The sequence below is a fragment of the Stutzerimonas sp. C6.4V genome (assembly GCF_058536345.1).
This window is the reverse complement of record NZ_JBZUBM010000001.1, coordinates 487,710-507,665: the sequence shown is the minus strand read 5'-3', so window position 1 is coordinate 507,665 and position 19,956 is coordinate 487,710. Positions and strand designations below refer to the sequence as shown.

Here is a 19,956-nt window from a genome sequence, read left to right as displayed (position 1 = left end):
GTCAGGCTAGCCTATTGCCATCACTTCATCAGCATAATTTTCAATTTCCGCCTCGGCAGCCCGTTGGATTCGATTGCCGCCGCGCAAACGGATCGTCCTGGCCACGGTCTCATTCAAAGTCGCTACACGTTCCAGTGTGGCTTCATCGCAACCCAAGGAGCCCGCCATGACAGTCACTATCGATACCGCTAACGGCACTTGTTCAACCACACTCGAAAACGCCACCCATACCTGCGCCATCAAGGACGCACGAGTCTCGACAGATTCAGTTGCCCGCATGTCCATAGCGCATATAAGCGGCCACAGCGTTCATGTGACCGAAGACATGGCTGAGCACCTGATCGCAGCAGGCGCGAAAGACGATCGCAGGAACCTTGTTGTCGACGACTGACCGCTTCACATGAGCCATCGCCGACCAGCGGTTGATGGTTTGTAGCGAAAAATAAGAAAACCCCGCTGCCGGAACGCCGGCAGCGGGGTTTTTGTTTGGTCGGTCGGTAGATCAGCGGCCTTGGTATTCGCTTTCGGCGTCCTCGAAGCGCTTGACCATGCTCGGTGAGGCACCGGCTCCGACCTTGCTGAAGATCACGATGGCGATGCTGGCAAGAATGAAGCCCGGGATGATCTCGTACAGACCCATACCGATGAATTCCTTCCAGACCACCACGGTGACCGCACCGACGATCATGCCGGCCAGCGCGCCGTTGCGAGTCATGTGCTTCCACAGCAGGGAGATCAACACCACCGGACCAAAGGCGGCACCAAAGCCGGCCCAGGCGTAGGACACCAGGCCCAGCACCTTGCTGTCCGGGTTCGAAGCGATTCCCAGTGCGATAAAGGCGATCAGCAACACCATGGCACGACCGACCCAGACCAGCTCGGTCTGCGAGGCATTCTTGCGCAGCATGGCTTTGTAGAAGTCCTGGGTCAGGGCGCTGGAGCTGACCAGCAGCTGGGCGCTGAGAGTACTCATCACGGCAGCCAGCACACCGGAAAGGATGATGCCGGCAACCCAGGGGTTGAACAGGATCTTCACCAGCTCCATGAATACGCGTTCGCCGTTTTCGGTGACCGGGCCAGCCAATTCCGGATGACCGGCAAAGTAGGCGATGCCGAAGAAGCCCACCGCAACGGCACCGGCCAGGGTCAGGATCATCCATGCCATGCCGATGCGGCGGGCGTTGGGGATGGTCTTCACCGAGTCGGCGGCCATGAAGCGCACCAGGATGTGCGGCTGGCCGAAGTAGCCCAGGCCCCAGGCCAGCAGCGAGATGATCGCGACGAAGGACAGCCCGTTGAACATGTCGAAGGCTGCCGGATTCTGCGTGGCAATGGTGTCCATCGCAGCGCCCATGTCGCCCAGCGCCAGGATCACGAACACCGGTGTGATCAGCAGGGCGAAGATCATCAGCGTGGCCTGTACGGTGTCAGTCCAGCTCACCGCCAGGAAGCCGCCAATGAACACGTAGAGGATGGTTGCTGCAGCACCGATCCACAGCGCCAGGTCGTACGGCACGCCGAAGCTGCTCTCGAACAGACGCGCGCCGGCGACCACGCCGGAGGCACAGTAGATGGTGAAGAACACCAGTACGACCAGCGCCGAGAAGATGCGCAACGTGCGGCTTTCATCTTCGAAACGGTGTGAGAAGTAGTCCGGCAGGGTCAGGGCGTTCTTGTTGCGCTCGGTATGCACCCGCAGGCGGCCGGCGACCAGCAGCCAGTTCAGCCAGGCACCAGCGATGAGGCCGATGGCGATCCAGCTTTCCGAGAGGCCTGCAACGAAGATTGCCCCTGGCAGGCCCATCAATAGCCAGCCGCTCATGTCCGAAGCGCCCGCAGAAAGCGCGGTGACGAAACTGCCGAGACTGCGTCCCCCAAGGATGTAGTCGTCGAAGTTCTTGGTTGCACGGTAGGCGATGAAGCCGATCAACAGCATGGCACCGATGTAGACCACGAAGGTGATCAAGGTGGGAGTACTGATGCTCATTTTGTTCCCTCGTTAGTTGTTGTTGATGGGCGCGAGGACATTCCCGATCCCACCTGGCAGAGGGCGACGGCGGTTCGCGCCATCACCGGGACGGGCTCACCTGAGCCCATCAGAGGCGGAAGAGCGATCCGCCAACTGTTCTGGTTGTTCTGCAGCCCAGCGACCCTTGAACCCGGGCCGCTGGTGGTTTCAGTCGCAGGTCAATCGTCGACCAGTGACAGCAGCGAGGCGTTACCGCCCACCGCCGTGGTGTTGGTGGAGGTGGTGCGCTCATTGGCGAAACGCAGCAGATAGCTCGGGCCGCCCGCTTTCGGGCCAGTACCGGACAGGCCGCAACCACCGAACGGCTGCACGCCCACCACGGCGCCAACCTGGTTGCGGTTGACGTAGAGGTTGCCGACCCGGGCCAGCGCCTCGATGCGCTCGGCGGTTTCCTCGTTGCGGCTGTGCACGCCGAGGGTCAGGCCGTAGCCGGTAGCGTTGATGTCGGCGACGACCTTTTCCAGATCAGCCGCGTCGAAACGCACCACATGCAGCACGGGACCAAACTGCTCCTTCTTCAACTCATGGATCCTGCCAATCTCGAACGCCACCGGGGCGACGAAATGGCCGTTGAGACTGCCCGGCAGCCTTGCTTCGGCGATCAGCTTGCCCTCGGCCTTCAGCTGCTGGATGTGGGCCAGCAGACCGTCACGGGCTTCGGCATCGATCACTGGCCCAAGGTCGTTCTCACGCAGATGGGTCGGGCCGACCTTCAGCTGATCCATCGCACCCTTGATCAGCTCGATGACGCGATCGGCGATGTCGCGCTGAACGTAGAGCACACGCAGGGCCGAGCAACGCTGGCCGGCGCTGGTGAAGGCGGAACCGATGGCGTCCTTGACGACCTGCTCAGGCAGCGCAGTGGAGTCGACGATCATCGCGTTCTGGCCACCGGTTTCGGCGATCAGGGTGGCGATGGCGCCCTCCTTCTCGGCCAGCTGACGGTTGATGATGCGCGCCGTGTCGGTGGAACCGGTAAAGCACACGCCCACCACACGCGGATCGCGGCAGAACACGCCACCCAGGGTGGCGCCGTCACCCGGCAGGAAGGCGATCGCGTCCTTCGGCAGGCCGGCTTCGAACATCAGCTCCAGCGCACGGGCGGCGATCAGGCTGGTCTGCTCGGCCGGCTTGGCCAGGACAGTGTTGCCGGCGACCAGGGCCGCGGTGATCTGACCGAGGTAGATCGCCAGCGGGAAGTTCCAGGGGCTGATGCAGACGAATACGCCGCGGCCTTCGTGGAACAGCTCGTTGCGCTCGCCGGTCGGGCCCTTGAGCTCCTCACGGCCGAGTTTCAGGCGTGCCTGCAGCGCGTAGTAACGGCAGAAGTCGACCGCTTCGCGGACCTCGTCGATGCCGTCCTGCAGGGTTTTGCCGGCTTCCAGCGTGCACATGGCCATCAGCTCGGCGCGGTTGGCCTCCAGCAGATCGCCGAGGCGCTCGAGGATTTGCGCACGCTGCTCGACCGGGGTGGCGTTCCAGCGTGGCCAGAAGGCGGCCAGACCGTCGATGGCCTGCCTGGCCTGCTCGGCAGTGGCGAACTGGGCGGTGCCCACTTCCCTGCTGAGCTGATACGGGCAATGCACCTTGTGTGCGGTGCCGGTGAGCTTTTGGCCGGCGATCACCGGAGCGGCTTGCCACTGGCGGTCGAGGAAGGTCTGGTAGGCGCTGGACAGGTCGTTCCACTGAGTCTGGATGTTCATGTTGATGCCTTGCGAGTTGGTCCGGTTGCCGTACAGCGCCGGCGGAAGCGGGATGCGATGGTTGCCGAGGGTCTTGAACTGACGCAGCTGGGTCACCGGGTGGTCGATCAGCGTCTCGACCGGCACGCGCGGGTCGACCAGCTGATGCACGAAGGATGAGTTGGCGCCATTTTCCAGCAGACGACGCACCAGATACGGCAGCAGGTCCTTGTGGGCGCCCACCGGCGCGTAGATGCGCACGTTCTTGCGGTACTTCTCGATCACCGTGTCGTACAGCGCGTCGCCCATGCCGTGCAGCCGCTGGAATTCGAATTCGCGCGGCGTCTTCAGCTCACCGACCATCGACAGGATGCAACTGACGGTATGCGCGTTGTGGCTGGCAAACTGCGGGTAGATCACCCCACGGGTGTGCTCGGACAGCAGGTAGCGGGCGCAGGCCAGGTAAGACGTGTCTGTACCTTCCTTGCGGGTGAACACGGGATAGCCGTCGAGGCCCTGAACCTGACACTGCTTGATTTCGCTGTCCCAGTAGGCGCCCTTGACCAGACGCAGCGGAATGCGCGCGTTCAGCTCCTTGCCCAGCAGGGTCAGCCAGACCAGCACCGGCAGGCAGCGCTTGGAATACGCCTGGATCACCAGACCAAACTCGCCCCAGCCGGCGATGGCCGGGTCGCGCATGAGTTTTTCGTAGAGTTCCAGCGACAGCTCGAGGCGATCGGCCTCCTCCGCGTCGATGGTGATGCCGACATCCAGGCGGCGCGCCAGAATCGCCAGCTCGCGAACGCTTTCGAACAGCTCGGTCAGTACGCGCTCGCGCTGGGCCACTTCATATCGCGGGTGCAGCGCGGACAGCTTGATCGACACTGATGGACGTGGTCCCGGACCGACCTGCGGCTCGGCACCCACCGTTTCGACAGCCTGACGGTAGTCCGCCATGTACTTGCGCGCATCTTCGGTCGTCAGCGCCGCTTCTCCGAGCATGTCGAAGGAATAGGTGTAGCCCTTCTCGCGCTCGGGACGACCGTTCTTCAAGGCTTCGGAGATGGTCCGGCCAAGCACGAACTGCTTGCCCATCAGCTTCATCGCCTGGTTCATCGCCGCACGGATCACCGGCTCGCCGGAACGCTTGACCAGCCGGCCAATGACATTCTTCGGACGACCATCGGAGTTGTCCGGGTCGACCACCTTGCCGGTCATCACCAGACCCCAGGCGGCGAAATTGACCAGGACGTTGTCACTCTGGCCAAGGTGGCGTTCCCACTCGGCGGCGTTGAGCTTGTCGCGAATCAGCGCGTCGGCGGTGGCCGAATCAGGCACGCGCAACAGCGCTTCGGCCAGGCACATCAGCATCAGCCCTTCATGGGTATCCAGGCTGTACTGACGCAGCAATGCATCAAGCGTATCGACGGCATTGTCACGACCACGCACCGCTTCGATCAGCGTGCGGGCTTCACGGCGAATGGCCTGGATGCCCGCTTCGCCAGGATCGGCCAGCTGCAACAGCTCATTGAGATAGGCCGCCTCGTCAACGCTGTAGTTGGCGCTAACGGTGGGAAAGAATTCGGCGGCTTTCAGATTGGCGAAATCGCCCTGCAAGACTTGACCGGCTTTGAACATCGCGCCGCTCCTCTCGTGGAGTGTTGTTGTGGTTGGATCTGGTCTGGCGGGCGGCGCACAGCAATGGTCGCGACGGTTCGCCAAGCGGGTAGGCGAATCTAAGGCGGGGACGCCTCGGGTTGTTGCGCAAAACTACGGAACTTTTACAAAAACCTACGGCTTTTGGCGACCGTCAAATGGCTGTCATGAAAACTCACTAAAGCGGTGCGAAACCGCGGCATCCAAACGAGAAACGCACCGAATCGGTGCGTTTCTGGATCATCAGGATTCGGTGCGCCTGAGCCGTTTCGGCGTCAGTCCAAGATAACGCCGGGTCGCGGTAGTCAAGGCACTCTGGCTGGAGAATCCACATTCTTCCGCAATGCGGACCAGGGGCAGCGGACTTTCACGCAGCAGCCGGGCAGCACGGTCCAGGCGACTTTTCAACAAATATTGATGGGGTGTAAGCCCGACACTGTCCTTGAACTGTGCATGAAAGTGACTGGGGCTCAGACAAACCACCTGTGCCAGTTCGGCCACGGTGATCCGGCGCGCCAGGTTGCTCTGGATATGCGCGTCCAGGCGCGCGATGTCCAGCGGGCCTTTTGGCAGGTATGTCGCCTCGCCAAACACCCGCAGGTGCAACGCGCGCAGCAGCACCCCGCCCAGCGCACGCGCCAGCAACGGGTCGCTGCCATAGCGCGCCAGCTCGGCACCCGCGTAATTGAGCAGGTTGTGAAAGTCGGCATCCAGCGCGGGGTAGCGCGGCGTCTCGAACAGCTGAGCCAGCAGACGTGGATCGTCAGCACTCAGGTCCTGCTCGTCGAGATCGATGATGAGCATGCGGTTGTCGCCCTTGCCGGCGAATTCATGCTCGGCATAACCCGGCACCAGACAGGCACGCATGCGGGAGACCTCGCCACCCGATCCGTCCACCTCGAACTCGGCACTGCCCGACAACGACAGTACCAGCTGGTGGTAGTCGTGGGCGTGTTCGTGGGCCTGATCATCGAGGCGAAGCAGACGTGCGTTGAGCATGGCGGGGTACCTGGCGTATTGCCGCACTTTACCGGAGGCAGGCCGTTTTTTATAGCGGCGGGCAAACCCCGGAGGCTGCGATCGGATTGAAATCATTTGCCGGATACCCATCTAAAGAGCACGTACTCGAAACAGGTGCCGCATGAACGACGACAACAATCAGGACTTCGAGCAGAACCACCCATCCACGGGTTTGGTGCTGCCGGACCAGAACCTGCCCGACAAGCTGTATATCGTCCCGGTGCACAACCGGCCTTTCTTTCCGGCCCAGGTACTGCCGATCATCGTCAACGAAGATCCCTGGGCGGAAACCCTGGAACTGGTGGCCAAGACACCGCACCAGCGCCTCGCTCTTTTCTATATGGACACGCCGGCACCGGACGCCGCCAGCTTCGACCCGGACAGCCTGCCCGCGCACGGCACTATGGTTCGCGTGCACCATGCGTCAAAGGAAGGCGGCAAGCTGCAGTTCGTTGCACAGGGTATGTCGCGTGTTCGTATCAAAGGCTGGCTGCGCCGCAAACCACCCTACCTCGTCGAAGTGGAATACCCCCAGAGCGACGAGGACCCGCGTGATGAGGTGAAGGCCTACGGCATGGCGTTGATCAACGCGATCAAGGAGCTGTTGCCGCTCAATCCGCTGTACAGCGAAGAGTTGAAGAATTACCTCAACCGTTTCAGCCCGAACGCGCCCTCCCCGCTGACCGACTTCGCCGCAGCCCTGACCACAGCGCCGGGCCCGGAACTGCAGGAAGTCCTGGATACCGTGCCGGTGCTCAAGCGCATGGAAAAGGTCCTGCCGCTGCTGCGCAAGGAAGTGGAGGTCGCCAAGCTGCAGAAGGAACTGACCGGCGAGGTGAATCGCAAGATCGGTGAACGCCAGCGTGAGTTCTTCCTCAAGGAACAGTTGAAGATCATCCAGCAGGAGCTCGGCATCACCAAGGATGACCGTAGCGCCGATGCCGACGAATTCCGTTCCCGTCTGGAAGGCAAGGTGGTGCCGCCGGTTGCGCAGAAACGGATAGATGACGAGCTGCAGAAGCTCTCGGTGCTGGAAACCGGATCGCCGGAATACGCCGTCACCCGCAATTATCTGGACTGGGCGACCTCCATGCCCTGGGGCCTGTACAGCGAGGACAAGCTCGACCTCGAGCATGCGCGCAAGGTCCTCAATGCTCACCACGCTGGGCTCGACGACATCAAGAGCCGGATCATCGAGTTTCTCGCCGTGGGTGCCTTTCGCGGCGAGATTGCCGGCTCCATCGTGCTGCTGGTGGGCCCGCCAGGCGTCGGCAAGACGAGCATCGGCAAGTCCATCGCCGAGTCGCTGGGCCGACCGTTCTATCGGTTCAGCGTAGGTGGCATGCGTGACGAGGCCGAGATCAAGGGCCATCGCCGTACCTATATCGGCGCCCTGCCCGGCAAGCTCGTGCAGGCGCTGAAGGAGGTCGAGGTGATGAACCCGGTGATCATGCTCGACGAGGTCGACAAGCTGGGCAGCAGCCATCAGGGTGATCCCGCGTCGGCCCTGCTGGAAACCCTCGACCCTGAACAGAACGTCGGCTTCCTCGATCACTATCTGGATATGCGCCTGGACCTGTCCAAGGTGCTGTTCGTCTGCACCGCCAACAGCCTCTATTCGATTCCTGGCCCCCTGCTGGACCGCATGGAAATCATCCGGCTGTCCGGCTACATCACCGAGGAAAAGCTGGCGATCGCCAAACGCCACCTCTGGCCGCGGCAGCTGGAGCGCGCCGGGGTGCCGAAGAATCGTCTGTCCATCAGCGATAGCGCGTTGCGTAACCTGATCGAGGGCTACGCGCGTGAGGCCGGGGTTCGGCAGCTCGACAAGCAGCTCGGCAAGCTGGTGCGCAAGGCAGTGGTCAAGCTGCTGGACGAGCCCGAAAGCAAGATCAAGATCGGCCCGAAGGACATCGAAAGCTACCTGGGCATCCCCTTCTGGCATCCGGAACAGCTATTGACGGGCGTCGGTGTGGTTACGGGCCTGGCGTGGAACAGCATGGGTGGCGCCACCTTGCCCATCGAGGCGACCCGGATACACACCCTCAACCGTGGCTTCAAGCTCACCGGCAAGCTTGGCGACGTGATGAAGGAATCAGCCGAAATCGCCTTCAGCTACGTGAATTCGCACCTGAAGGAATTCAAGGGCGACCCGAAATTCTTCGATCAGGCCTTCGTGCATATGCACGTTCCCGAAGGCGCCACGCCGAAGGACGGCCCCAGCGCCGGTATCAGCATGGCCAGCGCGCTGCTGTCACTGGCGCGCAACCAGGCGCCGAAGAAAGGCGTGGCCATGACGGGCGAGCTGACCCTGACCGGGCTGGTTCTGCCCATCGGTGGGCTGCGCGAAAAGGTCATCGCCGCGCGGCGACTGAAGCTCTACGAACTGATCATTCCGGAACTGAACCGGGGCGATTTCGAAGAGTTACCGGATTATCTAAAGGAAGGTCTGACCATGCATTTCGCCAAGCGCTTCAGCGATGTGGTCAAGGTGCTGTTCTGATGACAGGGTAACCGCAGGCCGTGCGTCGGCACGGCCCGCTCGCTCCGCCGCCAACCCAGCCGGACGCATCGCATGGCGAACGCCTTTACCTGAGGGCGTTCGCGCCTTATGGTTTCAACCGACGCCCGAGCGTTTTTCTTTTCTTTCCTGAGTCGGTCGCCCAATGCCTCTATCCCGCTTGCTGTCGTTCGCCCCCGCTCTCCTGCTTGCTGGCTGCGCCAGTGCCCCGCCAAGCAGTGTCGCGCTAAACGACGACGCGGACTGCCCGGTGACATTGCAGCGCGGCCAGACGCTGATCGTCACCCTGCCAAGCAACCCCACCACAGGCTATCGCTGGGACATACGCGATCTTTCGACAGAACAACTGAAGAGCCTCGGCCCGGAAGTGTTCAGCTCGCCAAAGACCGACCTCATCGGCGGAGATGGGCTGTCTACCTGGCGCTTCGAGGCAGCCGACACGGGCACCGGGCGTCTCTTGCTCACCTACCAGCGTCCCTGGGAAGCCGACGCCGAGCCGGCCGGGCTGTTCGACTGTCGAGTCGAAGTCCGATAGCCCGCGAAGGCAGGAGTGCCGCGCCGGCTGTCTACTTGAGGACGGCCACCGACACGGCTTTCGGCTACAATGCCGGCCCTGTTTTTCAGCCTGCCCAGACGCCGCCGTGAGCCACGAACCCGACCGCCTGTTCGCCCAGCCCCTCGCCCAGCCCCAGGATTTCGTCTTCAACGAAGACGTGGTGCGGGTTTTCCCCGACATGATCAAGCGCTCGGTGCCGGGCTATCCCACCATCGTAGAAAACATCGGCGTGCTGGCCGCGCAGTTCGCCCAGCCAGACACCGCACTCTATGACCTGGGCTGTTCCCTGGGTGCGGTCACCCAGGCGTTGCGCCGGCACGTCAGGACCGACAATTGCCATGTCATAGCCGTCGACAATTCGGCGGCCATGGTCGAGCGCTGCCGGGAATACCTGCACGGGCAAAACTCGATGTTTCAGGAGCTGCTGCCAGTGCAGGTGATCGAGGCCGATGTACTCGCTCTCGACTTTCAACCCGCCTCGCTGGTTGCCCTGAACTTCACCCTGCAGTTCATTCCGTCTGAACAGCGGCCTGCGCTGCTCGGCGCCATCCGCCAGGCCCTCGTGCCCGGCGGGGCGCTGATCCTTTCCGAGAAGTTGCGCTTCGAGGACGAGCAGGAGCACGAGCTGCTGACCGACCTGCACATCGCCTTCAAGCGCGCCAATGGCTACAGCGAACTGGAGATTGCACAGAAGCGCAGCGCCATCGAAAACGTGATGAAACCCGACAGCCTGGAAACCCACCGCCAGCGATTGCTGGACGCCGGTTTTTCCAAGGTGGTGCCCTGGTTCCAATGCCTGAATTTCGCCTCCTTGATCGCCCTGCCATGAACCTCGACCTGACACCCCTTGCCTGGCGCCTGGCCGGAACTCCACTGGCTGCCTGGGCCAATGGCCTGCAAGCGCAACTCGATGCCAAACTCGCCATCGGTCACGGCGACCTGCCACGCTGGCGTCGCGCCGTCGATGCATTACCGGACATCCAGCCCAGCGCCGTAGAACTACGCGAGGCCTTCCGCCTGGTTGCCGATTGCGACGAAGCCACACGCGCCATCACTCATGACGCCCTGTTCGGTCTGTCGCCGTGGCGCAAGGGACCCTTCGATGTCTTTGGCGTGCAAGTCGACACCGAATGGCGCTCGGACTGGAAGTGGGACCGCGTCTGCCCGCACCTCGACCTGATCGGCAAGCGCATCCTCGACGTCGGCTGCGGCAATGGCTACTACATGTGGCGCATGCTCGGCGCGGGCGCAGACTCGGTCGTCGGCATCGACCCGAACTGGCTGTTCTTCTGCCAGTTCCACGCCATGAAGCGCTATCTCGGCGAACTGCCGGTCTGGCACCTACCCATGGCCCTGGAAGAACTCCCGACAAAGCTCGAGGGCTTCGACACCGTATTTTCCATGGGTGTGCTCTATCACCGCCGCTCGCCAGTCGACCACCTGCTGGACCTGAAAGACTGCCTACTCAAGGGCGGCGAGCTGGTACTGGAAACCCTTGTGGTGGAAGGAGACGAGCACACCGCACTGGTTCCTGAAGACCGCTACGCGCAAATGCGCAACGTCTGGTTCCTGCCCTCGGTGGCGGCGCTGGAGTGCTGGCTGCGACGCGCCGGCTTCGCTGATGTGCGCTGTGTGGATGTCAGCGTCACTAGCATCGAGGAGCAACGCAGCACCGACTGGATGCGCTATCAGTCGCTGCCTGATTTCCTCGATCCGCAGGACCACAGCAAGACCATCGAAGGGCTGCCCGCGCCCATGCGCGCCGTGCTGATCGCGCGCAAACCGTAAACGGAGACCCCGGTCAGCCGGAGACCAGTGCTCTCGGGTATCGGTGCAGCGCCTCGCAGGCCGTTGGTTATCACCCGGGTTTGCGGCCCGGGGACACCCCGGGGGCAGTCGTAGTCGAAATAGCGTGCGACCTGACGCAGCGTCCCGATCCTTGAGGACTCGATGCCGGAAGGGTCTGAACCCAGCCCTGGACGAGGGAGCCGATATGTCGAAATGGTTGATAGGGGCAGGCGTCGCGCTGATCGTGCTGGGTGTTGCCTTGCACTACGCGCCGGGACTGCTGAGCTGGTTCGGCAAGCTGCCCGGCGATATCCGAGTCGAATCGGAGCGCAGCAGAACCTTTATTCCCATCACCTCGATGATCATCATCAGCGTGGTGCTGACCGTCCTGCTGAATCTGTTCAAGCGATAGGCGACCTGCCAGGCCCTAACGCCGCGCTAGTCAGCCGCGTGCGGCGGCGGTCAAGATGAGGTGCTTCATTTCCTTGACCGCCTGCTTGAAACCTACGAACAGCGCATGGGCAACGATGGCGTGGCCGATGTTCAGTTCGTTGACCCCCCGTATCGCAGCAATGGGCTCGGCGTTGTGATAATGCAGCCCATGACCCGCATTGACGATCAATCCGTGGCTCAGCCCCGATTCGACGCCGTCGCGGATTCGCGCCAGCTCACAGGCCCGCTCGGCCACGCCGTGCGCATCGGCATAGCGTCCCGTATGCAATTCGATGGCAGGCGCGCCGATTCGCGCCGCCGCTTCGATCTGCCGCGGATCGGCATCGATGAAGAGCGACACTTCCGCACCACAGGCGGTCAGGCGATCAACCGCCTCTCGTATGCGGGATTCCTGACCCGTTACATCCAGCCCGCCTTCAGTGGTGAGCTCCTGGCGGGTCTCGGGAACCAGGCAGACATGTTCCGGGCGCAACCGCTCGGCAAATGCCAGCATCGCTTCGGTCACGCCCATCTCGAAATTCATCCGAGTCTGCAGCGCGTCCTTCATCATTAGCACATCGCGCTCCTGGATGTGCCGGCGGTCCTCGCGCAGGTGGACCGTGATGCCATCCGCTCCCGCCTCTTCAGCGTCCAGTGCGGCCTTGACCGGATCCGGGTAGCGCGTACCACGAGCCTGGCGCAGGGTGGCGACATGATCGACATTCACGCCGAGCAGGATTCGATTGGCTTCAGTCACGCGGAGGCTCCTTCATGTTCATGAACAGTTCACGGCTGACCAAAGGCCTGCCACCCAGATGGGGCGCCAGGGCCTGGCGCATCAGTCTCTTCGCCGCGGCCAAAGCCCCCGGCACAGTCCAATCGGCCTCGGCCATCGCCAGGAGTTCCGCACCGTTGAACAGGCCTGGCTGAAAGTGGCCGACCGGTTCCAGTCCGGTATCAGGCAGCAGGCGATAGAGCCCGTCACTGACAACCGGCCGATCAGAGATGTCCCGGTCCAGAGCGAAACCATAGCCCAGTTCGGTCAACAGGCGCCATTCGAACGAACGCAGCAGCGGCTCCAGAGGACGCTTGGCCGCCAGGGCCGGCAAGGTCGCCGCGTAATGGTCGAACATGGCGGGATGGGCGTCTTCGGCAGGCAGCAGGCGAATCAGCAGTTCGTTGAGGTACATGCCGCTGAACAGCGCGTTGCCGTCGAGCCAGTAGGCCAGGCCGGCGCTTTCCAACCGCCCGACGCTCTTGAGTTCGCCGCGCCCGCGAAATTCAACCTCGAGCGGTACGAAAGGCCGAGCCAGGCTGCCCGCTTTGCCACGCGCACCGCGTAGCACCGCCCGGAGACGGCCCTGGGGCGTCAGGAAATCCACCAGCGCGCTGCTCTCACGGTAAGGTCGACTATGCAAAACAAACGCGGGTTGGCCGGTCATAAATGGGCATCAGGCCGAGGGCTGGAAGCTGGAAGCTGGAAGCTGGAAGCTGGAAGCTGGAAGCATGTGCCATTCCAGCCCCGTCAAGCATGTTTCTGCATGGCTACCAGGGCTTTTCGCTCTGCTTTTCAGCTATAGCCCAGCGAGTGCAGGGCGCGCTCGTCGTCTGACCAGCCGCTCTTCACCTTGACCCAGAGGTTGAGCATGACCTTGCTGTCGAACAGCACTTCCATGTCCTTGCGCGCTTCCTGACCGATGCGCTTGATGCGCTCGCCCTTGTCGCCAATGATGATTTTCTTCTGTCCGTCGCGCTCGACGAGGATCAGTGCGTGGATATGCAGGATATGCCCCTGCTGCTTGAAGTCTTCGATCTCGACCGTGATCTGGTAGGGCACTTCAGCGCCCAGCTGACGCATGATCTTCTCGCGCACCAGCTCTGCAGCAAGGAAGCGGCTGCTGCGATCGGTGATCTGATCTTCGGGGAAAAAATGCTCGCCTTCGGGAAGATGCGAAGCGACTAGCCTTTCGAAGACATCCAGATTCTGCCCATGCTGGGCAGAGATGGGCACGATTTCCGCTTTCGGCAACTGCTGGGCCAGCCACTCGAAATGCGGCAACAGCTCGCCCTTGTCCTCGACGCGGTCGGTCTTGTTCACCGCAATTATCACCGGGCCTTCGACATACTGAACGCGCTCGAGCACCAGCTGATCCTCATCGGTCCAGCGGGTACGGTCGACGACAAAGACCACCACGTCCACATCCTTCAGTGCAGAGGATGCCGTGCGGTTCATATAGCGATTCAGCGCCGTCTCGCCATTCTTGTGCAGGCCGGGCGTATCGACGTAGACCGCCTGGACAGCACCCTCCGTCTTGATCCCAAGCATGTTGTGCCGGGTGGTCTGAGGCTTGCGCGAGGTGATCGCAAGCTTTTGCCCAAGAACATGGTTGAGCAGTGTCGACTTGCCCACGTTGGGTCGCCCGACGATGGCTACGTAGCCGCAGCGGGTGACGTCTTCGCCTTGCAGGTGTTCGTCAGTCATGACCATTCTCCACGCCCAGCGCGATCAATGCCGAGGCAGCGGCAACCTGTTCGGCAATACGCCGGCTTGCACCCTGCCCCTGGGTTTTCTCTTGGAGCAGCGATATCTGGCATTCGACAAAAAAGGTCCGGCAATGCGGTTCTCCCTGGATCGCCACCACTTCATACTTTGGCAATTCGCACGCCCGCGACTGTAGAAATTCCTGCAGGCGAGTCTTGGGATCCTTGTTCGTATCGACCAGAGTCAGCCCTTCAAGCTCGTTGGCAAGCCAGGCCAGCACGCGGTCACGCGCAGTCTCCATCCCGGCATCGAGATAGATGGCGCCAATCAATGCCTCGAGCGTATCGGCAAGGATCGATTCACGTCGGAAGCCACCGCTTTTAAGCTCCCCGGAACCAAGCCGGAGGTATTCACCCAGTTCGAACCCACGCGCCAGTATCGCGAGCGTTTCACCCTTGACCAGGCGTGCACGGAGCCGGGAGAGCTGCCCTTCCTTGGCCTGCGGAAAGTGGTTGAACAACGCCTCGCCAGCAATGAAGTTGAGGATGGCATCGCCGAGAAACTCCAGTCGCTCATTATTGCGGCCAGCGTAGCTGCGATGCGTCAGAGCCAGGAGCATCAGCTCCTGATCCTTGAATTGATATCCGAGCCTGCGCTCGAGACGGGCTAACGAAGTGCTCACGGCATCCTTAGGCGATATTCTTTATCGAAGTTCGCCACCAGATCGAGATTACGGATCAGCGGCTCGCGTTTTTCATAGTCCAGATGAACCCTGAACTCATTATTTTCAATCACGACCTTCATCGCCTCTTCGAGGTTCAGGTCGCGAATACCATTGACGTCCATGCCCTTGCGCACGTGGCTGTAGAAATCCCTTACGGTGCGGATGTCCGAGGTCTGGTCACTTTCAACCCCGGAGATGATCTTGTCCATGGACATATAGTCGAAGTAATGGGGCAGCATCTTGAACGCGGTGCTGGCAACAAATGCAACCAGCGCCAGCACCATGATCCAGCTCAGCATGGACAGCCCTTTTTGCGAACGAGCAAAACTCATGTCGACCTCTATGTCGTACGTTACCCACGAATCGGGGCTGCTCAAATATAACGGGCCGGCTCATATGAACCAGGCCCTGATTCACAGACTCAGTGAATCAGCCCCACGCGGGAAAAATGCGGCAGGTTGCTGAACTTCGGATCAGGCCAGCTCATCCACACGGCGAAGGCCTTGCCGACGATATTACGATCCGGGACCATGCCGGCAAGCTCGGCGGGAATGGCGGCATCGTTCCAGTAGCGGCTGTCGTTGGAGTTGTCGCGGTTGTCACCCATCATGAAGTAATGCCCTTCCGGCACTCGCCATTCACGGTTGGGTTCGACCCGGTAGCGTGTCATTTCCTTGCGAATCAGGTGTTCCACTTCGCCCAGCTTCTCCTGGTATAGCTTCGCGCTGCCCAGGCTACCGGGCTCGTCCCCGATGAGCATTTCGGGTACCAGCTCCCCGTTGATGCTCAGGCGTTTGTCGCTGCTGTAGCGAATCACATCGCCTGGCAGCCCGATGACCCGCTTGATGTAGTTGATGTTGGGATCGCTGGGGTAACGAAACACCATGACATCCCCACGCTTGGGATCGCTGACCTCGATGATCTTCGTATCGACTACAGGTAGACGGATGCCATAGGCGAACTTGTTGACCAGGATGAAATCACCCACCTCGAGTGTCGGGATCATCGAACCGGACGGAATCTGAAAGGGCTCGATCAGAAACGAGCGCAGCACCAGCACGATAGCCAGAACCGGAAAGAAGGACTTTCCATACTCGATCAGCACCGGCTCCTTGTTCAGCGCATCCAAGGTCGACTGGTCGGGTTCCCCGGCCTGGCCTTCGTAATTCGCTATCGCCGCTCGACGACGCGGCGCGAAGAAAACCAGGTCAAGCAGCGCCAGAAAGCCGCACACCGCAACGGCAATAACCAGCAACAGCGGGAAATTGATCGACATATCAGCTATCTACCTTCAATACCGCGAGGAATGCTTCCTGCGGAATTTCAACGTTGCCAACCTGCTTCATTCGCTTCTTGCCGGCCTTCTGCTTTTCCAGCAATTTGCGCTTACGGCTGACGTCACCACCGTAGCACTTGGCCAGGACGTTCTTGCGCAATGCCTTGACAGTGCTTCGAGCGACAATCTGCCCACCAAGAGCAGCCTGGATGACCACATCAAACATCTGTCGAGGGATGAGCTCCTTCATCTTTTCGACCAGAATGCGTCCTTTGTAATGCGCATTGTCGCGATGCACGATCAGCGCCAGGGCGTCGACCTTCTCCCCGTTGATCAGGATATCCAGGCGGGTCAGATTGGCGGACTGGAAGCACTCGAAGCTGTAGTCCAGCGAGGCATAGCCACGGCTGACAGACTTGAGACGATCAAAGAAATCCAGCACCACTTCACTCATGGGCAAGTCGTAGCGCACCTGAACCTGCGAACCGAGGAACTGCAGGTCGCGTTGCACGCCGCGCTTCTCGATGCAGAGCGTGATCACGCTGCCCAGGTGCTCCTGTGGCACGAGGATATTGGCGCGCACGATGGGTTCGCGCATGTCTTCGATGAAGGACATGTCCGGCAGCTTCGATGGACTGTCAACGTAGATGGTCTCGCCATTCTTGAGCGCCAGCTCATAAACCACGGTTGGCGCCGTGGTGATCAGATCCAGGTCGTACTCACGCTCGAGACGTTCCTGGATGATCTCCATATGCAGCATGCCGAGGAAACCAATGCGGAAACCGAAGCCCAGCGCATCCGAACTCTCAGGTTCGTATTGCAGTGCCGCATCATTGAGCGTCAGCTTTTGCAGCGCTTCACGGAAGTCCTCGAAGTCATCGGAACTGACCGGAAACAGACCCGCATAGACTTGCGGCTTGACCCGTTTGAATCCGGGAAGCATCTCGACATCAGGCGTATTCGACAGCGTCAGGGTATCGCCAACCGGAGCACCATGAATGTCCTTGATACCGGCGATGATAAAGCCCACTTCGCCGGCCTTGAGGTCAACCGTACTCGTGTGCTTTGGATTGAAAACCCCCACGCTGTCGACCTGGTGCACCTTGCCGGTGGACTTCACCAGAACCTTGTCGCCTTTCTTTATCCGGCCGTGGCGAACCCGCACCAACGAGACAACGCCCAGGTAGTTATCGAACCAGGAGTCGATGATCAGCGCCTGCAACGGTGCTTCTATTTCACCGGTTGGAGGCGGAATGACGGCCACCAGGCGCTCCAGTACATCTTCTACACCCATGCCGCTTTTGGCGCTGCACGCAACGGCATCAGTGGCGTCGATGCCAATGATGTGCTCGATTTCGCCCTTGACCTTGTCAGGGTCGGCCTGGGGCAGGTCCATCTTGTTCAGCACGGGCATCACTTCCAGCCCCTGCTCGATGGCGGTGTAGCAGTTGGCGACCGATTGCGCCTCGACGCCCTGCCCCGCATCGACCACCAGCAAGGCACCTTCGCAGGCAGCCAGCGAACGGCTCACCTCGTAGGTGAAGTCCACATGCCCTGGGGTATCGATGAAGTTCAGCTGATAGGTTTTGCCGTCCTGCGCCTTGTAGTAGAGCGTGACGCTATGGGCCTTGATGGTGATACCACGCTCGCGCTCGAGGTCCATGGAATCGAGAACCTGGGCGTTCATCTCACGCTCGGTCAAGCCGCCGCATATCTGGATGAAACGGTCAGCCAGGGTCGACTTGCCATGATCGATGTGCGCGATGATGGAGAAATTACGGATATGACTCAGGTCGCTCACAGCTCAACACTCTAATACGTCGCGAGCTGATTGCCCGCCGAAAATAGCCGCGAATTGTACCTGATAGGTCTTTTCGACGCCACGCTAGAGCCAACAGCTTCACTTGCAGGCCTCGTACAAGCGACAGACTCGCCATCGCGCCGCAAAGAGCAACGGGCAGCGAACCGACGAGCCGATGGCGCCTGCCGCTGACTGGCGGTAGCCATGACATATCGGTTCGCCAGGTTTATTTTCGCTGCAAAAGCAAACGCCCCGAACCAGTCGGGGCGTTTGCCGTGTTGCCCATCAGGATGCTTTCGCACCCTGACGTGGCGGATTCCAACCGGACCGGCTGGTTTACATCATGCCGCCCATACCACCCATGCCGCCCATGCCGCCCATGTCCGGCATGCCGCCAGCAGGCTTGTCTTCAGCCACTTCGGCGATCATCGCTTCGGTGGTGATCATCAGGCTGGCAATGGAAGCCGCGGCCTGCAGAGCAGAACGGGTAACCTTGGCCGGATCGAGAATACCCATCTCGATCATGTCGCCGTACTCGTCAGTTGCAGCGTTGAAGCCGTAGTTGCCCGAACCCTGCTTGACCTTGTCGACCACAACGCTCGGCTCGCCACCGGCGTTGGAGACGATCTGGCGCAGCGGAGCTTCGACCGCACGACGCAGCAAGGTGATGCCGACGTTCTGGTCTTCGTTGTCGCCCTTGAGCTCGGAGATGGCCTGCAGAGCGCGCACCAGGGCAACACCACCGCCAGGCACCACGCCTTCTTCGACGGCTGCACGAGTGGCGTGCAGGGCGTCTTCAACGCGGGCTTTCTTCTCTTTCATCTCGACTTCGGTACCAGCGCCGACCTTGATCACGGCAACACCGCCAGCCAGTTTGGCCAGACGTTCTTGCAGCTTCTCTTTGTCGTAGTCGGAAGAAGTGTCTTCGACCTGCTTGCGGATCTGCGCCACACGAGCTTCGATGTCGACCTGCTGACCGGCACCGTCGATGATGGTGGTGTTTTCCTTGTTCAGCACGACGCGCTTGGCGTTACCCAGGTGCTCCAGGGTAGCGGTTTCCAGGCTCAGGCCGACTTCTTCGGAAATCACGGTACCGCCAGTCAGGATGGCGATGTCTTGCAGCATGGCCTTGCGACGATCGCCGAAGCCAGGCGCCTTGACGGCAGCAACTTTGACGATGCCGCGCATGTTGTTGACGACCAGAGTCGCCAGGGCTTCGCCCTCGACGTCTTCAGCAACGATCAGCAGCGGACGACCGGCCTTGGCAACACCTTCCAGCACCGGCAACAGTTCGCGGATGTTGGAGATCTTCTTGTCGACCAGCAGCAGCATCGGGCTGTCCAGCTCGGCCACCATGGTGTCCGGCTTGTTGATGAAGTACGGGGACAGGTAGCCACGGTCGAACTGCATACCTTCTACCACGGACAGTTCGTTTTCCAGGCCCGAGCCTTCTTCAACGGTGATGACGCCTTCTTTACCGACCTTTTCCATGGCTTCGGCGATGATCGCGCCGATGGAGCTGTCGGAGTTGGCGGAGATGGTGCCAACCTGAGCGATGGCCTTGAAGTCAGCGCATGGCTTGGACTGGTTCTTCAGCTCAGCAACGATGGCGATGGTCGCCTTGTCGATGCCGCGCTTCAGATCCATCGGGTTCATGCCGGCAGCTACGGCCTTCAGGCCTTCGTTGACGATCGACTGCGCCAGAACGGTAGCAGTGGTGGTGCCGTCGCCCGCATCATCGTTGGCACGGGAGGCAACGTCCTTGACCAGCTGCGCGCCCATGTTTTCGAAACGGTCCTTCAGCTCGATTTCCTTGGCAACGGAAACGCCATCCTTGGTGATGGTCGGAGCGCCGAAGCTTTTCTCGATGACGACGTTACGGCCTTTCGGGCCGAGGGTCGCTTTTACCGCGTCAGCCAGGACGTTGACGCCTACGAGCATCTTCTTGCGAGCGGAGTCGCCGAACTTAACTTCTTTAGCAGCCATGTT

At 61.0% G+C, this 19,956-nt stretch carries 17 protein-coding genes; 6 read left to right on the top strand and 11 right to left on the bottom strand.

Annotated elements, in window-relative coordinates:
• Positions 1-166 precede the first annotated feature (166 nt).
• Positions 167-391 (top strand): DUF3203 family protein, encoded by a 225-nt coding sequence (locus tag AC4LFW_RS02400; RefSeq protein WP_491817477.1) that lies wholly within the window; start codon positions 167-169, stop codon positions 389-391.
• A 111-nt stretch (positions 392-502) separates the two neighbouring features.
• On the opposite strand, the gene putP is transcribed toward AC4LFW_RS02400, so the two are convergent.
• The 3 genes from putP to AC4LFW_RS02385 all read right to left on the bottom strand — a co-directional run bounded on the left by putP (position 503) and on the right by AC4LFW_RS02385 (position 6,366).
• Positions 503-1,987 (bottom strand): sodium/proline symporter PutP, encoded by a 1,485-nt coding sequence (gene putP, locus AC4LFW_RS02395; RefSeq protein ID WP_491817475.1) that lies wholly within the window; start codon positions 1,985-1,987, stop codon positions 503-505.
• A gap of 200 nt (positions 1,988-2,187) precedes the next feature.
• Positions 2,188-5,349, bottom strand: a complete 3,162-nt coding sequence (gene putA, locus AC4LFW_RS02390) for a bifunctional proline dehydrogenase/L-glutamate gamma-semialdehyde dehydrogenase PutA (protein ID WP_491817473.1) — start codon at positions 5,347-5,349, stop codon at positions 2,188-2,190.
• A gap of 261 nt (positions 5,350-5,610) precedes the next feature.
• Entirely contained in the window at positions 5,611-6,366 is a 756-nt protein-coding gene (locus tag AC4LFW_RS02385; RefSeq protein ID WP_491817471.1) for a helix-turn-helix domain-containing protein, read from the bottom strand.
• A gap of 142 nt (positions 6,367-6,508) precedes the next feature.
• Here AC4LFW_RS02385 and lon point away from each other — a divergent pair, with 142 nt between their 5' ends.
• From lon to AC4LFW_RS02360, 5 genes are all read left to right on the top strand, one after another.
• The gene (gene lon / locus AC4LFW_RS02380) at positions 6,509-8,890 is read left to right on the top strand and encodes an endopeptidase La (RefSeq protein WP_491817470.1); all 2,382 of its coding nucleotides are present in this window, start codon (positions 6,509-6,511) and stop codon (positions 8,888-8,890) included.
• A gap of 163 nt (positions 8,891-9,053) precedes the next feature.
• Positions 9,054-9,443, top strand: coding sequence for a protease inhibitor I42 family protein (locus tag AC4LFW_RS02375; protein WP_491817468.1), 390 nt, complete (start codon positions 9,054-9,056; stop codon positions 9,441-9,443).
• Positions 9,444-9,549: 106 nt separating this feature from the next.
• Complete coding sequence (gene cmoA / locus AC4LFW_RS02370) at positions 9,550-10,293, top strand: carboxy-S-adenosyl-L-methionine synthase CmoA (RefSeq protein WP_491817467.1); 744 nt, start codon at positions 9,550-9,552, stop codon at positions 10,291-10,293.
• Positions 10,290-11,252 (top strand): tRNA 5-methoxyuridine(34)/uridine 5-oxyacetic acid(34) synthase CmoB, encoded by a 963-nt coding sequence (gene cmoB / locus AC4LFW_RS02365; RefSeq protein WP_491820102.1) that lies wholly within the window; start codon positions 10,290-10,292, stop codon positions 11,250-11,252. The genes cmoA and cmoB overlap by 4 nt, the downstream gene beginning before the upstream one ends.
• Before the next feature lie 205 nt (positions 11,253-11,457).
• Positions 11,458-11,664 (top strand): DUF2905 domain-containing protein, encoded by a 207-nt coding sequence (locus AC4LFW_RS02360; RefSeq protein ID WP_491817465.1) that lies wholly within the window; start codon positions 11,458-11,460, stop codon positions 11,662-11,664.
• A gap of 30 nt (positions 11,665-11,694) precedes the next feature.
• On the opposite strand, the gene pdxJ is transcribed toward AC4LFW_RS02360, so the two are convergent.
• From pdxJ to groL, 8 genes are all read right to left on the bottom strand, one after another.
• Positions 11,695-12,441 carry a pyridoxine 5'-phosphate synthase gene (gene pdxJ / locus AC4LFW_RS02355; RefSeq protein WP_491817463.1) on the bottom strand — a complete coding sequence of 249 codons (747 nt, stop codon included), beginning with the start codon at positions 12,439-12,441 and terminating at the stop codon, positions 11,695-11,697.
• Positions 12,434-13,126 (bottom strand): DNA repair protein RecO, encoded by a 693-nt coding sequence (gene recO, locus AC4LFW_RS02350; RefSeq protein ID WP_491817461.1) that lies wholly within the window; start codon positions 13,124-13,126, stop codon positions 12,434-12,436. The genes pdxJ and recO overlap by 8 nt, the downstream gene beginning before the upstream one ends.
• A gap of 128 nt (positions 13,127-13,254) precedes the next feature.
• A complete protein-coding gene (gene era, locus AC4LFW_RS02345) occupies positions 13,255-14,166 on the bottom strand; it encodes a GTPase Era (RefSeq protein ID WP_491817459.1) in 912 nt (303 codons plus the stop codon).
• Positions 14,159-14,848, bottom strand: a complete 690-nt coding sequence (gene rnc / locus AC4LFW_RS02340; RefSeq protein WP_491817457.1) for a ribonuclease III — start codon at positions 14,846-14,848, stop codon at positions 14,159-14,161. Before rnc ends, era begins: the two co-directional genes overlap by 8 nt.
• A complete protein-coding gene (locus AC4LFW_RS02335; protein ID WP_491817455.1) occupies positions 14,845-15,222 on the bottom strand; it encodes a DUF4845 domain-containing protein in 378 nt (125 codons plus the stop codon). Before AC4LFW_RS02335 ends, rnc begins: the two co-directional genes overlap by 4 nt.
• 89 nt (positions 15,223-15,311) lie before the next feature.
• On the bottom strand, positions 15,312-16,166 hold the full coding sequence (gene lepB, locus AC4LFW_RS02330) for a signal peptidase I (RefSeq protein ID WP_491817453.1): 855 nt from the start codon (positions 16,164-16,166) through the stop codon (positions 15,312-15,314).
• A gap of 1 nt (position 16,167) precedes the next feature.
• Positions 16,168-17,967 carry a translation elongation factor 4 gene (gene lepA / locus AC4LFW_RS02325; RefSeq protein WP_491817451.1) on the bottom strand — a complete coding sequence of 600 codons (1,800 nt, stop codon included), beginning with the start codon at positions 17,965-17,967 and terminating at the stop codon, positions 16,168-16,170.
• 336 nt (positions 17,968-18,303) lie between these two features.
• Positions 18,304-19,953: a chaperonin GroEL gene (gene groL / locus AC4LFW_RS02320; protein ID WP_491817449.1), complete on the bottom strand. Its 1,650-nt coding sequence runs from the start codon at positions 19,951-19,953 to the stop codon at positions 18,304-18,306.
• Positions 19,954-19,956 lie beyond the last annotated feature (3 nt).

Bases quoted from the DNA above. Each gene is read 5' to 3' on its own strand.
- AC4LFW_RS02400 (WP_491817477.1), top strand. From the start codon at position 167: ATGACAGTCACTATCGATACCGCTAACGGCACTTGTTCAACCACACTC.
- putP (WP_491817475.1), bottom strand. From the start codon at position 1,987: ATGAGCATCAGTACTCCCACCTTGATCACCTTCGTGGTCTACATCGGT.
- putA (WP_491817473.1), bottom strand. From the start codon at position 5,349: ATGTTCAAAGCCGGTCAAGTCTTGCAGGGCGATTTCGCCAATCTGAAA.
- AC4LFW_RS02385 (WP_491817471.1), bottom strand. From the start codon at position 6,366: ATGCTCAACGCACGTCTGCTTCGCCTCGATGATCAGGCCCACGAACAC.
- lon (WP_491817470.1), top strand. From the start codon at position 6,509: ATGAACGACGACAACAATCAGGACTTCGAGCAGAACCACCCATCCACG.
- AC4LFW_RS02375 (WP_491817468.1), top strand. From the start codon at position 9,054: ATGCCTCTATCCCGCTTGCTGTCGTTCGCCCCCGCTCTCCTGCTTGCT.
- cmoB (WP_491820102.1), top strand. From the start codon at position 10,290: ATGAACCTCGACCTGACACCCCTTGCCTGGCGCCTGGCCGGAACTCCA.
- AC4LFW_RS02360 (WP_491817465.1), top strand. From the start codon at position 11,458: ATGTCGAAATGGTTGATAGGGGCAGGCGTCGCGCTGATCGTGCTGGGT.
- recO (WP_491817461.1), bottom strand. From the start codon at position 13,126: ATGACCGGCCAACCCGCGTTTGTTTTGCATAGTCGACCTTACCGTGAG.
- era (WP_491817459.1), bottom strand. From the start codon at position 14,166: ATGACTGACGAACACCTGCAAGGCGAAGACGTCACCCGCTGCGGCTAC.
- AC4LFW_RS02335 (WP_491817455.1), bottom strand. From the start codon at position 15,222: ATGAGTTTTGCTCGTTCGCAAAAAGGGCTGTCCATGCTGAGCTGGATC.
- lepB (WP_491817453.1), bottom strand. From the start codon at position 16,166: ATGTCGATCAATTTCCCGCTGTTGCTGGTTATTGCCGTTGCGGTGTGC.
- groL (WP_491817449.1), bottom strand. From the start codon at position 19,953: ATGGCTGCTAAAGAAGTTAAGTTCGGCGACTCCGCTCGCAAGAAGATG.